This is a genomic window from Micromonospora sp. WMMD735, from assembly GCF_049178995.1.
GTDB lineage: Bacteria > Actinomycetota > Actinomycetes > Mycobacteriales > Micromonosporaceae > Micromonospora > Micromonospora wenchangensis.
Genome location: NZ_JBMHMJ010000002.1, coordinates 6,829,781 through 6,842,994, shown reverse-complemented (window position 1 = coordinate 6,842,994; position 13,214 = coordinate 6,829,781). Strand labels below are relative to the sequence as shown.

Genomic DNA, 13,214 nt, shown 5'->3' with positions numbered 1-13,214 from the left:
CGGCGTACCCGGTCGGGGAGTGTGGGGTGGGCCACACCGGGGGTGGTGACGGCTGTGGTTACTGGCGAGTAGCATTCCTCGGGAAACGCCAGTGCCGGCCGACCCTCACCCGGCCCGTGCCGCCCCCGCGGCGCGTCGGCCGGGTCGTGGTCGATAAGGAGGCTCCAAGTGCCCCGAGAAGTTCGGGATGTCGTCTTCGTCGACGGTGTCCGCACCCCGTTCGGCAAGGCGGGTGGCATGTACGCCAACACCCGCGCCGACGACCTGGTCATCCGCTGCATCCGCGAGCTGCTGCGCCGCAACCCCCAGCTGCCCCCGGAACGGGTCGAGGAGGTGGCCGTCGCCGCCACCACCCAGATCGGCGACCAGGGCCTCACCATCGGCCGCACCGCCGCCCTGCTGTCCGGACTGCCCAAGACCGTCCCCGGCTTCGCCGTCGACCGGATGTGCGCCGGGGCGATGACCGCCGTCACCGCCGTCGCCGGTGGCATCGCGATGGGCGCGTACGACATCGCCATCGCCGGTGGCGTCGAGCACATGGGCCGGCACCCGATGGGCGAGGGCGTCGACCCCAACCCGCGGATCATCGCCGAGAAGCTCGTCGACCCGTCCGCCCTGGTGATGGGGGCCACCGCCGAGAACCTGCACGACCGGGTGCCGCACATCACCAAGGAGCGCACCGACGCGTTCGCGCTCGCCTCGCAGCTCAAGACCGCCAAGGCGTACGCCGACGGCAAGCTCCAGGCCGACCTGGTGCCGGTCGCGATCCGCGACGACGAGGGCGGCTGGGGCCTGGCCACCGCCGACGAGGCGCCCCGGGAGACCTCGCTGGAAAAGCTGGCCACCCTGAAGACCCCGTTCCGCCCGCACGGCAAGGTCACCGCCGGCAACGCGGCCGGCCTCAACGACGGTGCCACCGCCAGCCTGCTCGCCGACGAGGCCACCGCCCGTGAGCTGGGCCTGCCGGTCGCGATGCGGCTGGTGTCGTACGGCTACGTCGGCGTCGAGCCCGAGGTGATGGGCGTCGGCCCGATCCCGTCGACCGAGAAGGCGCTGCGCATCGCCGGCCTGAGCATCGACGACATCGGCCTGTTCGAGCTGAACGAGGCGTTCGCCGTGCAGGTGATCGCCTTCCTCGACCACTTCGGCATCGCCGACGACGACCCCCGGGTCAACCCGTGGGGCGGCGCGATCGCCATCGGTCACCCGCTCGCCTCCTCCGGCGTACGGCTGATGACGCAGCTCGCCAGGCAGTTCGCCGAGCACCCCGAGGTGCGCTACGGCCTCACCGCCATGTGCATCGGCATCGGCATGGGCGGCACGGTCATCTGGGAGAACCCGAACTGGGAGGGTGCAGACAAATGAGCCTCAGCGCACCGAACGAGGTCGTCACCCGGGCGCTGCTGCGTCAGGTGAACGTGCCCGGGCTGGACCGGCCCGCCGCCCTGATCACCCTGGACAACGGTCTCGACCACACCAAGCCGAACACCTTCGGCCCGGCCGGCCTCGCCAGCCTCGACGAGGCGATCAGCGCCGCCCTGGCCGCGGAGCCGGCGTTCGTCGCGGTCACCGGCAAGCCGTACATCTTCTGCGTGGGCGCGGACATCACCAGCCTGCCCGCGCTGGCCGACCGGGAGCAGGCGCTGGAGATCGGCCGGCTCGGCCACCGGGTCTTCGCCCGGCTCAAGGACAGCGCCGTACCCACCTTCGCCTTCGTCAACGGCGCGGCGATGGGCGGCGGACTGGAACTGGCCCTGCACTGCCACTACCGGACGCTGTCCGGCGGCGCGGCGGCGTTGGCCCTGCCCGAGGTCTCCCTCGGCCTGATCCCCGGCTGGGGCGGCACCCAGCTGCTGCCGAACCTGATCGGCATCCCCGCCGCCACCCAGGTGATCCTGCAGAACCCGCTGATGCAGAACAAGATGCTCAAGCCGAAGCAGGCCGCCGAGATGGGCATCGCGGACGTGCTGCTGGAGCCGGCCGACTTCCTGGAGCGGTCGCTGCAGTGGGCGGCCGGAGTGGTACGGGGCGAGGTCACCGTCACCCGGCCCGAGGTCGACAAGGACATGTGGGCGGGCGTGCTCTACTTCGCCCGGCAGACCCTCGACGCGCGGCTGCACGGCGCGGTCCCGGCCGCGTACAAGGCGCTGGACCTGCTGGAGACGGCGAAGGACGCCGACTTCGCCACCGGCACCGCCGCCGAGGACGAGGCGCTGGCCGACCTGATCTTCTCGGAGGAGCTGCGCAGCGGCCTGTACGCCTTCGACCTGGTGCAGCGGCGGGCCAAGCGGCCGGCCGGCGCGCCGGACAAGGGCCTGGCCCGGCCGGTCACCAAGGTCGGCATCGTCGGCGCCGGCCTGATGGCCAGCCAGCTCGCCCTGCTGTTCGCCCGCCGCCTGCAGGTGCCGGTCGTGCTGACCGACCTGGACCAGTCCCGGGTCGACAAGGGCGTCGGCTACGTGCACACCCAGATCGAGAAGGCCGTCAGCAAGGGCCGGATGGACAAGGGCACCGCAGCCAAGCTGTACGGCCTGGTCTCGGGCTCGGTCGACAAGTCCGTCTTCGCCGACGCCGACTTCGTCATCGAGGCCGTCTTCGAGGACCTGGACGTCAAGAAGCAGGTCTGGGCCGAACTGGAGAAGATCGTCGCGCCGGAGGCGGTGCTCGCCACCAACACCTCCTCGTTGTCGATCACCGCGATGGCCGCCGAGCTGGAGCACCCGCAGCGGCTGGTCGGCTTCCACTTCTTCAACCCGGTGGCGGTGCTGCCGCTGCTGGAGATCGTCCGGGGCGAGCGGACCGACGACGCCACCCTGGCCGCCGCGTTCGCCGTGGGCAAGCAGTTGAAGAAGTCCTCGGTGCTGGTCTCCGACGCCCCGGCGTTCGTGGTCAACCGGCTGCTCACCCGCTTCCTGGGCACCGTGTTCGCCGCCGTCGACGCCGGCACCCCGCTCGACGTGGCGGACAGCGCGCTGGACCCGCTGGGGCTGCCGATGCGCCCGCTCGCCCTGCTCCAGCTGGTCGGGCCGGCGGTGGCGTACCACGTGGGCGGCACCCTGCACGCGGCGTACCCGGACCGGTTCGACGTCAGCGAGAATCTCCGTCGGATCGCCGACTCGGGTCAGCCGATCGTCGTCGAGGACCGGATCAACGACGAGGTGGCCAAGCTGCTCGTCGTCGGAGACCAGCCACTCACCGCCGAGCAGGTCCGGCAGAACGCCCTCGACGCGCTGGCGCAGGAGATCCGGCTGATGCTCGACGAGGGCGTCGTCGCCGAGGCGCAGGACATCGACCTGTGCATGATCCTCGGTGCCGGTTGGCCGTTCCACCTGGGCGGGATCACCCCGTACCTGGACCGGACCGGCACCTCCGAGCGGGTCACCGGGCGGCGTTTCCTGCCCCGTGGGGCCGCCAGCCTGCGCGCCTGAACCATCCCCGCTCCCCCGCCGATCGCGGTGGCCGCCGATGTCCTCCCCCCGGGATATCGTGGCTACCGCGATCGTCGTTTGCGTACCCTCGTCAGACTCGGGGGGCTGCGCGGCCGGGCTCCGTCTGGCTACCATCACGCGTTCTCACCCTCGCCTGGAGCTGATCTGATGACCTCACCGCCGGTCGATCCCTGGTCCGGGCAGCCGGAGCACGGCTCGCCCACCGGTCACTACTCCGACGGCCCTCCGGTGCCGCCCGAGGGCCCGCACACCCCGCCGCAGGGTGGCGGCTGGCCCACCACGCCGTACCCGGCGGGATCGCAGCCCGGCGGGTGGCCGGCCGATCCGCAGTCGGGCCCGCCGGCCGACGCCTATCCCGGCCCGCAGTACGGCGGCTGGCCGCAGTCCGACCCGGCGCAGGGCGGCTACCCCGGCGCCCCGCACTCCGGGCCGCCCGCCACCCCACCGTCGGGCTACCCCGGCGCTCCCCACTCCGGCCCGCCCGCCACTCCACCGTCCGGTTATCCGGGTGCCCCGCAGCCCGGCTACCAGGCGACCCCGCAGCCCGGCTACCCGGGTGCGGCCCCGTCCGGCTATCCCGGCACCCCGCAGCCCGGTTACCCAGGCCCGCAACCGGGCTACCCGGGTGCCGCCGGGTCGGGCGGCTACCCCGACCCGGCCGCGCAGCAGTACGCCGGATTCGGCGGCGCGCCGTTCAGCTCCCCGCCCGGCCCCCCACACGCCCCCGCGCCCCAGCGGTCGAAGCTGCCGCTGCTGCTGTCGCTGGGGCTCGCCGGGCTCCTGGTGCTCTGCCTCGGCGGCGGCGGTCTCACCTGGGTCGCCCTGAGCGACGACGACGACCCGAAGACGCCGACCCCGTCGCCCACGCCCACCGCGGTCACGTCGCCCACCCCGAGTCCCACCCCCGTCGAGACCGACAGTCCGACCCCCGAGCCGACCCCCACCGAGAGCGCCGACGACCCGGGTCCGATCCGGCTGGTGACCCCGTCGACCCTCGGTGGCCGGTCCAAGAGCACCGACCCGGAGTTGCGCCGGATCGCCGACCAGATGGTCCGCGACATGAAATCCGAGGTCCGCAACGAGACGGGCGCGGTGAGCGCGTTCTACGGCAGCCCGGCCAGCAAGAACATGGTGATGATGGCGGGCGCGTCCGGCCCGGTCATCCTCCCCGAGCAGGAGCTGGACGACGCGGTCAAGGGGCTGGGCAGTTCGCTCTCGGTCACCAAGATGTCCACCATCGACCCGGGCCCGCTGGGCGGGGTCGCGAAGTGCGGTGACGGCAAGGCGTCCGGCATCGCGCTCGGCGTCTGCGTCTGGGCCGACCACGGCAGCGTCGGCATGGTGGTCATGTACTTCTCCTCGGCGGCCAAGGCGAAGTCCGAGTTCGTCGCCATCCGGGGTCAGATCGAGAAGCGGGACTGATCCGCCCGGGGGCGGTCACGGGTCCACCGGACCTCGTGGCCGCCCCTGCGGCTGTCCGCGCCCCAGTCGCGGCGGTGACCTCGGGGCGGACCCGGGCGGACCGGTCGGCGGCGAGGGATGTCGGTCGGGCTGGCTAAGATCACCCGGCCTCAACAAACGATCTCTGGAGCCGATCTGATGTCCCAGCCCCCGACCACCCCTCCCGCCCACCAGCCGGACGGCGACGCGCCGCAGGGCGGCTACCCGCCGCCGGCACCGCAGGGCGGCTTCCCGCAGCAGCCGGACGGCGTCGGAGCCACCCCGTACGCCGCCCCGCCCGCGCCGGCGAAGAAGCGGTCCGTCGGCAAGATCGTGCTGATCGTGCTGGCCGTGCTGCTGGTCCTCTGCCTCGGCGGCGCGGCGATCGCCGCCTTCGCCCTCAAGGACGACGTCAAGGAGGCGGTGGACGCCGCCAACACGACCGTGTCCGCCCCCGCCACCCTGGCCGGTCGCCCGCAGGTCACCGAGCCGGGCCTGAAGGCGGTCGCCGACAGCCTGGTCACCGAGATGAAGAAGTCCGTGCAGAACGAGACGAGCACCGCAGGTGCCTTCTACGGTGACCCGGCCAAGCGGGACCTGCTGATGATCGCCGCCGCGTCCGGTGTGATGGTCGACCCCAAGAAGGAACTCGACGACGCCGTCAACGGCATCTCCAGCCAGCTCAACGTCACCAACATGGCGGCCGTCGACGCCGGCCCGCTCGGTGGCGACGCCAAGTGCGGCGACGGCAAGAGCGAGGGCGTCCCGCTGGGCGTCTGCATCTGGGCCGACCGGGGCAGCGTGGGCCTGATCGTCCAGTACTACAAGTCGGCCGCCGAGCTGAAGTCCGAGTTCGTCACCATGCGCGGGCAGATCGAGAAGAAGGGCTGACCCACCGGGGTCGCCCCGACGGGCCCCGTCCACCCCACGGTGGACGGGGCCCGTCGGCGTCCAGGCCACGGCCCGCCGGCGGCTCGGCCGGGCCGACGGTCAGCCGGAGGTGGCGGCCCGCTCGGCGGCGCTGCGCAGCACGCAGAACTCGTTGCCCTCCGGGTCGGCCAGCACCACCCAGCCGGTGCCGTCGGGCCGACGCTGGTCGTCGACCTGCACGGCACCGACGGCCAGCAGCCGCGCGACCTCCTCGTCCCGGGTCCGGTCGACCGGCTCCAGGTCGAGGTGCAGGCGGTTCTTCACCGACTTGCCCTCCGGCACGGCCAGGAAGAGCACCTCCGGCCCGCCCGGCGGCAACAGCATCGCCTCCGGGTCACCGGGGTGGTCGTCGGGCTGGCGGGGGCACTCGAAGACCTGCGCCCAGAAGCCAGCCAGGGCGTAGGTGTCGTGACAGTCGATACCGATGTTGTGGATCCGTGCGCTCACGGGTCTGCCTTTCGCAGCAGTGGAACGCGCCCCGTGACGTGCGGTGTCAGCGGTGGGCAGGGCGGGGCGCGGGACAGGTCATGATGGACATCTACCGCACCCCCTCTCCTCGGACCGGGCCGACGGAGTGATCATTGCAGGCGTCCCGCCGGCCGGCAAGCCGGTTCAGCCCGGAGCCTGGTCGGCCGAGGGCAGCGTGACGGTCACCTCCAGACCCCCGCCCTTCTGCGCGGTGACCTGGACCGTCCCACCGTGCGCGTCGCAAACCGCCCGGACGATCGACAGGCCCAGCCCGGAACCCCGGGCCCCGGTGCGTTCCCGCCCGCCCCGGCGGAACGGCTCGAACAGCCCCGGCACGTCGGCCTGGTCCACCTCGAACCCGGTGTTGCGCACCACCAGCCACGACGAGCGCCCGTCGGTGCCGGTACGCACCCAGAGCCGGCCGTGCAGGTGGTTGTAGCGCACCGCGTTCTCGATCAGGTTCCCGGCCAGCCGGTCCAGCAGGCCCGGGTCACCGGTCACCGGGGCCGGTCGCAGCGAGGACTGCACCCGCAACCCGATCCGCTCCACCTCGCGGGACATGGCGGACAACGCGTTGGCCGTGCCGGTCGCCAGGTCGCACTCCGTACGCCGGGCCAGCCGTCGACCCGTCTGCGCCTCACTGCGGGCCAGCACCAGCAGCGCGTCCACCAGACCGTTGGCGCGTTCCGAGGCGTCCCGGACCACCGTGGCCATCCGGCGGTACTCGGCGGCATCCGCCTCGTCGTCGCTGAGCGTCACGTCGATCTCGGTACGCATCACCGCCAGCGGGGTCCGCAGCTCGTGCGAGGCGTTGGCGACGAAACGTTTCTGCGCCTCGAAGGCGGCGGTGATCCGGTCCAGCATCGCGTCGAAGGTGCGGGCCAGCTCGGCCACCTCGTCGTCCGGCCCGGACCAGCCGATCCGCTGGTCGAGCGTGGTCTCGCCGAGCCGGCGCGCGGTCGCGGTGACCTGGTGCAGCGGGCGCAGCGTCCGGCCGGCCACCCAGTACGCCCCGGCCACCCCGACCACGCTGATCGCCAGCAGCGCCAGCAGGCCCTTGACCAGCAGCTCGTCAGAGGCGGCGTCGACCAGTTGCCGCTGCCACACCGCCGCGTCCAACGAACGCCCGTCGGCCAGCAGCACGGTGGTGCCCGGCCGCAGCTCGTCGGTGGGCCGCAGCGCGTCGCGCACCAGCAGCCAGGCCAGCGTCACCAGGATCGCCCCGGCCCCGACCAGCAGCACCCCGTTGAGCAGCGTCAACCGCAACCGCAGGGTGGGCCGCAGCCGCCGGGTCACGACCGCACCCCGGGCCCCGGGCAGCCGCCCCGCCGCACCGTTGCGCCGTCCGGGCCGGGCCGCAGCACCAGGGCCGGCCGCACCGGCTCACTCCTCGCGCTCATCAGCCGACCTCGCTTCGCGACTGCGGGGCTCGCAACACCGGCTCACTCCTCGCGCTCATCAGCCGACCTCGCTTCGCGACTGCGGGGCTCGCAACACCGGCTCACTCCTCGCGCTCATCAGCCGACCGTCCGGTAGCCGGCACCGACCACCGTCTCGATCAACGGTGGGTCGCCGAGCTTCTTGCGCAGGGTCCGCACCGTCACCCGGACGATGGTGGTGAACGGGTCGGTGTTGGCGTCCCAGACCCGCTCCAGCAGCTCCTCGCTGGAGACCACCGCGCCGCGCGCCTTGACCAGCTCGCTGAGCACCCCGAACTCCTTGTTCGTCAACTCGACCGGGGCACCCGCCCGGGTGACCACCCGGCGGGCCGGGTCGAGCACCACGTCACCCACCTGGAGCACCGGCGGGGCGGCCGGGGTGGCCCGCCGGCCCAGCGCCTGCACCCGGGCCACCAACTCGTCGAAGGCGAACGGCTTGGGCAGGTAGTCGTCCGCGCCGAGGCCCAGCCCCTCCACCCGGTCGGCGACGCTGTCGCTGGCGGTCAGCATCAGCACCCGGGTGAGGGTGCCGGAGGCGGCCAGCTCGGCGCAGATCTGGTCGCCGTGCATGCCGGGCAGGTCGCGGTCGAGGACCACCACGTCGTACCGGGTGACGAAGGCGGCCTCGTGGCCGGCGTCCCCGTCGTACGCCACGTCGACCGCCATGCCCCGCTTGCGCAGCCCCCGCACGATCGCGTCGGCGAGGTTCCGTTCGTCCTCGACCACCAGCACCCGCATCCCGACCTCCTCGCCGACCTGTCCGACAACCTAGCGCCGCCAGCCAAACGCCCGACCGCAGGTGGGCCGCCCGACACCGTCAGTCGGGCATCCGCCACACGCCGATGCTGTCGCGTTGCCGCCAGCAGACCAGCACCCCCTGGCTCCGCCAGCAGGTCTCCCAACGGCCGGGCAGCACGTCGCGGACGCGCAGCGTGCCGTCGGTCGGGTCCAGCTCGGCCAGCAACTGCCGGCCGCCGCCGACCGGCCGGACGACCAGCAGCGCGTCGGTGGGCGGCCACTGGTGGACCAACTCCCACCGGCCCAGCTCGGCCACGGACCGACCGGTCGCCGCGTCGAGCAGGGCCAGGCCCTGCTGCCCGTCGGCGCTGACCCCGACCATCCGGCCGGCGACCGACGCGACCGGGGCCCACCAGTCGGAGGTCCAGCGCACCCGACCGGTCACCGGATCGAGCACCCGGGTCCCGAACGACTCCCCCAGGCAGACGGCGTCGCCGCAGGACCGGACGGACCAGCCGTCCGGCGTCGGCACCGGCGTGTCCCACCGTCGCCGGCCGGACGCCAGGTCGTAGCCGGCGAGCCGACCCGGTTCCCCGTCGACCAGCAGCAGGTCACCGACCGGTTGGGCCACGTGGTGATGGTCGCTGCGGGCGGGCGGCACCGGAAACGCGAGCCGACGTACGCCCGTGTCGACGTCGTACGCCTCGGCCCGGCCGGCGCTGGTCACCACGACGAGTTCCGCGACACCGCGGTCCCCGGTCCGGTAGCCGACGGTGGCCGGCCCGGCGGTGACCGTCCAGCGGGCCGCGCCGGTGGCCGGCTCGACCCCGCGTACCGCCACCCGGTCGACGTGCACGTCCTCCAGCAGCAGCCCGCCGTCGGCGGTCGGCACCGCCACCCCGGGCTGCCGCCACCGGGCCCGCCCGTCGACGTGGTCGAGCACCATGGAGACCGGTTCGCCGCCGGGGTCGGTGGTGACCACCACGTCGTCGCCGACCCCCTCCAGCACCACCAGTTGGTGCCGGGGCGACAGCGAGGTCTCCCAGCGGACCCGTCCGTCGGCCAGGTCGATCGCGGTGAGCTGCCGGCTGCCGGCCGGGGCCAGCGCCGACGGGTAGGCGAGCACCAGCAGGTCCCCGACGATCAGGTGGCTGGGCTCCGGCACGTCCGGCACGGGCACCGGGGTCAACCGGGTCGGCCCGGGTGCCGCGCCGGCCAGGGTGAGCAGCAGGAGCAGCACGGTCAGGGCGACGGCCGCCGGGTGGCCGGCCGACCGCCGCGCCCGGGGCCGGCGTGCCGGCGGGGGCGTCGGTTCGTCGTGGTGACCGACCTCACCCAGGTCGATCACCGTCACCGGGGCACCCGCCAGACCCCGAACCTGCCGTCCATCAGCCGGCACAGCAGCAACTGCGCGTCGGTCTGACAGTCGCCGGAGACGGCCGGCAGCACGTCGCGCACCCGGGCCCGCGCGGCGGCCACGTCCAGCTCGGCGACCAGCATCCGGCCGTCGCCGGCCGGGCGTAACCCGATCACCGGCCCGTCGGGGCCGTTCGACGCGGCGAGATTCCAGACGTCCAGTTCGGCGGCGACCCGCCCGGAGGCGACGTCGAGCACCACCAGCGGGTGCCAGACGCCCCGGCCCAGGCCGCTCGCCAGCATCCGGCCGCCGCGTTCGCTCCCGGACAGCTCCCACCGGTTGTCACGCCACACCGTCCGGCCGGTCGCCGGGTCCAGCGCCCGCACCCCGCCGGCGGTGCCCTGCGCGCAGATCAACGATCCGCACGCGACGAAGAAGGACGGCGTGGGCAACGGCACCTCCCATCGGCGGTCCAGCCCGTCGAGGCCGTACCCGGTGAGCCGGCCGGAGTTCTGCGCGACGGCGAGCAGCAGGTCACCGACGACGTCGAACCCGGTGTTCGACGGCGTTCCCCCGTGGTCGAGCTGTCCACTGTGCAGGTGTACCCCGCGTCGGGCGTCCCAGACCTCGGCCGGGCCACCGGGCCGCACCATCACGATCCGGTCCACGCCGTCGGCCACGGAGCTGAACAGGACCGTCCCCGGTGACACCGGCACCGACCAACGGTCCCGCCCGCTGCTCGGATCGACGGAGTTGATCGTCATGCGCCCGTCCGCGCCGTCTTCGAAGAGCAGGTCGGGGCCGGCGGACCGGGGAGACCCGGCGCGCTGCCACCGCACCCGACCGGTGTCCCGGTCGTGGGCGAACGCCCGGTACTCCCCGTCCGACCGGCCCACCGGGCCGGTGAGCAGCAGCACGTCGGCGTGCCGGCGCAGCTGCGTGAAGCCGTCGGTCACCGCCACCGGTACCGGCACCTGCCAGCGCCGCGCCGGCCGCGCCGCCGGGGAGGTGGGGATCGTCCACGCGCTCAACCGGCCGGGAGCGGCCGGGGTGCCGCCCGGTTCGAGCAGGAAGACCTCCCCGTCGTGGAGCAGCACCATCGAGCCGAGCGGGGCCGGCACCACGAACGCCGCCCGCTTCGCCACCGGCGCGGCGGCGGTCAACGCCAGCAGGGTGAGTGCCAGCACCACCGCCAGCCGCAGCGGCCGGCCCACCACCCGGGGCGCGGGGCCGGGTGGTCGCGGCGCGGCTTCGCGGAGTTCACCCAGATCGATGACCGTCACGCGCACCCTCTTTCGACCACCGTGCCCCGCCGACCGCCTGCCGGCGGACGCGCAGCGCCACACACCGGGTCACCGGAGCGGCCGGCCGTCGCCTGTACGATGGCCCGTCGTGGCCGTGCCGGTGGTAGATCCCTCGTTGAACCCGACGTCCGCGCGCGACGCGGTCGAGCCCGACGCGACCGACCCGCAGGGGCGGCCCCGCCGACGGCCGGGCCGGGCCGACGTGCTCGCCATCGGAGCCTATGCGCTGATCGGCGTTCTCGTGTGCCTGAACTACTGGGTGGACGTGCAGCACCGGGTGTCGTCCCACCTGCCGACCGACCACAGCTGGTTCGAGTGGCTGTTCACCCACGGCGCGTACTCGGTGCGGCACCTGGAGAACCCGCTGTTCAGCGCCCGGCAGAACGCCCCGGACGGGGTGAACATGATGGCGAACACCTCGCTGCTGGGCATGACCATCCCGCTGGCCCCGGTCACGCTGCTGTTCGGCCCGCAGGTGACGTACGCGCTCTACCTGGGCGGGGCGCTCGCCGCGACGGCGGCCACCTCGTACTGGATGCTCTCCCGGCACCTGGTGCGCTCGCGGGCCGGCGCGTTCGTCGGCGGCGCGTTCCTCGGTTTCGCCCCGGGCATCGTGCACCACGCCAACGGGCAGCCCAACTTCGTCTCCAACTTCCTGCTGCCGGTGATCGTGACCCGGGTGCTGCTGCTGGGCCGGCCCGGCCGGTGGCGGCGCGACGGGCTGGTGCTGGGGCTGCTGGTGGCGTACCAGGTCTTCATCAACGAGGAGATGCTGCTGCTGACCGCGCTGGCCTGCCTGGTGGCGGTGGCGGCGTACGTGGTGCAGCGGCCCCGCGAGGCCCGCGCGCGGGCCGGCGGCTTCCTGGCCGCGCTCGGGGTCGGCGGCGGTCTGGCGCTGCTGCTCACCGCGTACCCGATCTGGTACCAGTTCAACGGGCCGCAGTCCTACCGGGGCCTGCAGGGCGGGGTGTTCCACAACTGGGGCGAGGACCTGATGGCCTTCGTCACCTTCGCCCGGGACACGGTCGCCGGGGACGAGGCGGTCGAGAAGACCATCGGCCTGACCGAGCAGAACACCTGGTTCGGCTGGCCGCTGGTGCTGGTCGCGCTGGCCGCGCTGGTGCTGCTCTGGCGGCGGTCGCTGGCCGCCCGGATCGCCGGGGTGCTGGTGGTGGTCTTCACCGTCGCGGCGATCGGCCCCAAGGTGCGGTTCAACGGGGTGGAGACCACCGTGGACGGCCCGTGGGCGTACATCCCGGACGACCTGCCGCTGGTCGAGATGATGATGCCGACCCGGCTGACCCTGGTGGTGACCGGTGCGGTCGGCGTCCTGCTCGCGCTCGCCTGGGACGCGGTGGGCGGCCACGGCCGGTCCCGGGTGCCGACGCCGCGCGCCGCCGCCGACGACGCCGCAGCGCCCGAGACCACCACCGCCGTACCCGCCGCGCCGGCCCGTCGCCGGTGGGTCCGGCCGGTCGGGTACGCGGCGATCGCGCTGGCGGTGCTGCCGCTGTTCCCCCGTCCGCTGCCCGCGCAGCACATCGACCTGCCGCCGCACTTCATCACCGCCGGCGGCTGGCGGCCGTACGTGCCGCAGGGGCGCACCCTGGTCCCGGTGCCGATCCCGAGCAACGTGCACGGCCTGTCCACGCTGCGCTGGAGCGCGCTGACCGGGCACGAGTTCCCGGTGCCGGGGGGCTACTTCATCGGCCCCAACGAGCTGGGCGAGGGCGTCTTCGGCGCGCCGAACCGGCCGACCAGCACCCTGATCTACGCCACCATCGACGCCGGCACGGTGCCCGCGCTGACCCCGGAGAACCGCCGGCAGGCGGTGGAGGACCTGCGGTTCTGGCGGGCGTCCGTGGTGGTGCTGGGGGCCCATCCGCGCGAGGCGGTGCTGCGGGACCTGATGACCGGCCTGCTCGGCCCGGCGCAGCGGGTCGACGACGTCTGGCTCTGGGACGTCCGCCCCCTGGTCGACTGACCCGCCCGCCCCGGCGCGGCGGCCCGACCGGCGCGCAGCCCGACCGGCGCGCAGCCCGACCGGCGCGGCGGCCCGACCGGCGCGCAGCCCGACCCGGCCCGGCCG

Annotated in this window: 10 protein-coding genes; 5 read left to right on the top strand and 5 right to left on the bottom strand. The window is 73.9% G+C overall.

From position 1 onward, the window contains the following. Window positions 1-168: 168 nt before the first annotated feature. The 4 genes from ACN268_RS30015 (at window position 169) to ACN268_RS30000 (ending at window position 5,780) form a co-directional block, all read left to right on the top strand. Complete coding sequence (locus ACN268_RS30015) at window positions 169-1,365, top strand: thiolase family protein (RefSeq protein ID WP_421486388.1); 1,197 nt, start codon at window positions 169-171, stop codon at window positions 1,363-1,365. Then, complete coding sequence (locus tag ACN268_RS30010; RefSeq protein WP_421486387.1) at window positions 1,362-3,428, top strand: 3-hydroxyacyl-CoA dehydrogenase NAD-binding domain-containing protein; 2,067 nt, start codon at window positions 1,362-1,364, stop codon at window positions 3,426-3,428. Before ACN268_RS30015 ends, ACN268_RS30010 begins: the two co-directional genes overlap by 4 nt. Window positions 3,429-3,596: 168 nt before the next feature. Beyond that, entirely contained in the window at window positions 3,597-4,871 is a 1,275-nt protein-coding gene (locus ACN268_RS30005) for a hypothetical protein (RefSeq protein WP_421486386.1), read from the top strand. 177 nt (window positions 4,872-5,048) lie between these two features. After that, the gene (locus tag ACN268_RS30000) at window positions 5,049-5,780 is read left to right on the top strand and encodes a hypothetical protein (protein ID WP_421486385.1); all 732 of its coding nucleotides are present in this window, start codon (window positions 5,049-5,051) and stop codon (window positions 5,778-5,780) included. 99 nt (window positions 5,781-5,879) lie between these two features. Here ACN268_RS30000 and ACN268_RS29995 read toward each other — a convergent pair whose 3' ends face one another. The 5 genes from ACN268_RS29995 to ACN268_RS29975 form a co-directional block, all read right to left on the bottom strand. Continuing rightward, window positions 5,880-6,266: a VOC family protein gene (locus ACN268_RS29995; RefSeq protein WP_421486384.1), complete on the bottom strand. Its 387-nt coding sequence runs from the start codon at window positions 6,264-6,266 to the stop codon at window positions 5,880-5,882. A 165-nt stretch (window positions 6,267-6,431) separates the two neighbouring features. Further along, window positions 6,432-7,583, bottom strand: coding sequence for a sensor histidine kinase (locus tag ACN268_RS29990; protein ID WP_421486383.1), 1,152 nt, complete (start codon window positions 7,581-7,583; stop codon window positions 6,432-6,434). A gap of 221 nt (window positions 7,584-7,804) precedes the next feature. Next, a complete protein-coding gene (locus tag ACN268_RS29985; RefSeq protein WP_421486382.1) occupies window positions 7,805-8,464 on the bottom strand; it encodes a response regulator transcription factor in 660 nt (219 codons plus the stop codon). Window positions 8,465-8,543: 79 nt separating this feature from the next. Next, a complete protein-coding gene (locus tag ACN268_RS29980; RefSeq protein ID WP_421486380.1) occupies window positions 8,544-9,818 on the bottom strand; it encodes a PQQ-binding-like beta-propeller repeat protein in 1,275 nt (424 codons plus the stop codon). Continuing rightward, a complete protein-coding gene (locus ACN268_RS29975) occupies window positions 9,815-11,104 on the bottom strand; it encodes a PQQ-binding-like beta-propeller repeat protein (RefSeq protein WP_421486379.1) in 1,290 nt (429 codons plus the stop codon). The genes ACN268_RS29980 and ACN268_RS29975 overlap by 4 nt, the downstream gene beginning before the upstream one ends. A gap of 121 nt (window positions 11,105-11,225) precedes the next feature. Here ACN268_RS29975 and ACN268_RS29970 point away from each other — a divergent pair, with 121 nt between their 5' ends. Next, a complete protein-coding gene (locus ACN268_RS29970) occupies window positions 11,226-13,109 on the top strand; it encodes a hypothetical protein (RefSeq protein ID WP_421487032.1) in 1,884 nt (627 codons plus the stop codon). Window positions 13,110-13,214 lie beyond the last annotated feature (105 nt).

Bases quoted from the DNA above. Each gene is read 5' to 3' on its own strand.
- ACN268_RS30000 (WP_421486385.1), top strand. From the start codon at position 5,049: ATGTCCCAGCCCCCGACCACCCCTCCCGCCCACCAGCCGGACGGCGAC.
- ACN268_RS30010 (WP_421486387.1), top strand. From the start codon at position 1,362: ATGAGCCTCAGCGCACCGAACGAGGTCGTCACCCGGGCGCTGCTGCGT.
- ACN268_RS29985 (WP_421486382.1), bottom strand. From the start codon at position 8,464: ATGCGGGTGCTGGTGGTCGAGGACGAACGGAACCTCGCCGACGCGATC.
- ACN268_RS30005 (WP_421486386.1), top strand. From the start codon at position 3,597: ATGACCTCACCGCCGGTCGATCCCTGGTCCGGGCAGCCGGAGCACGGC.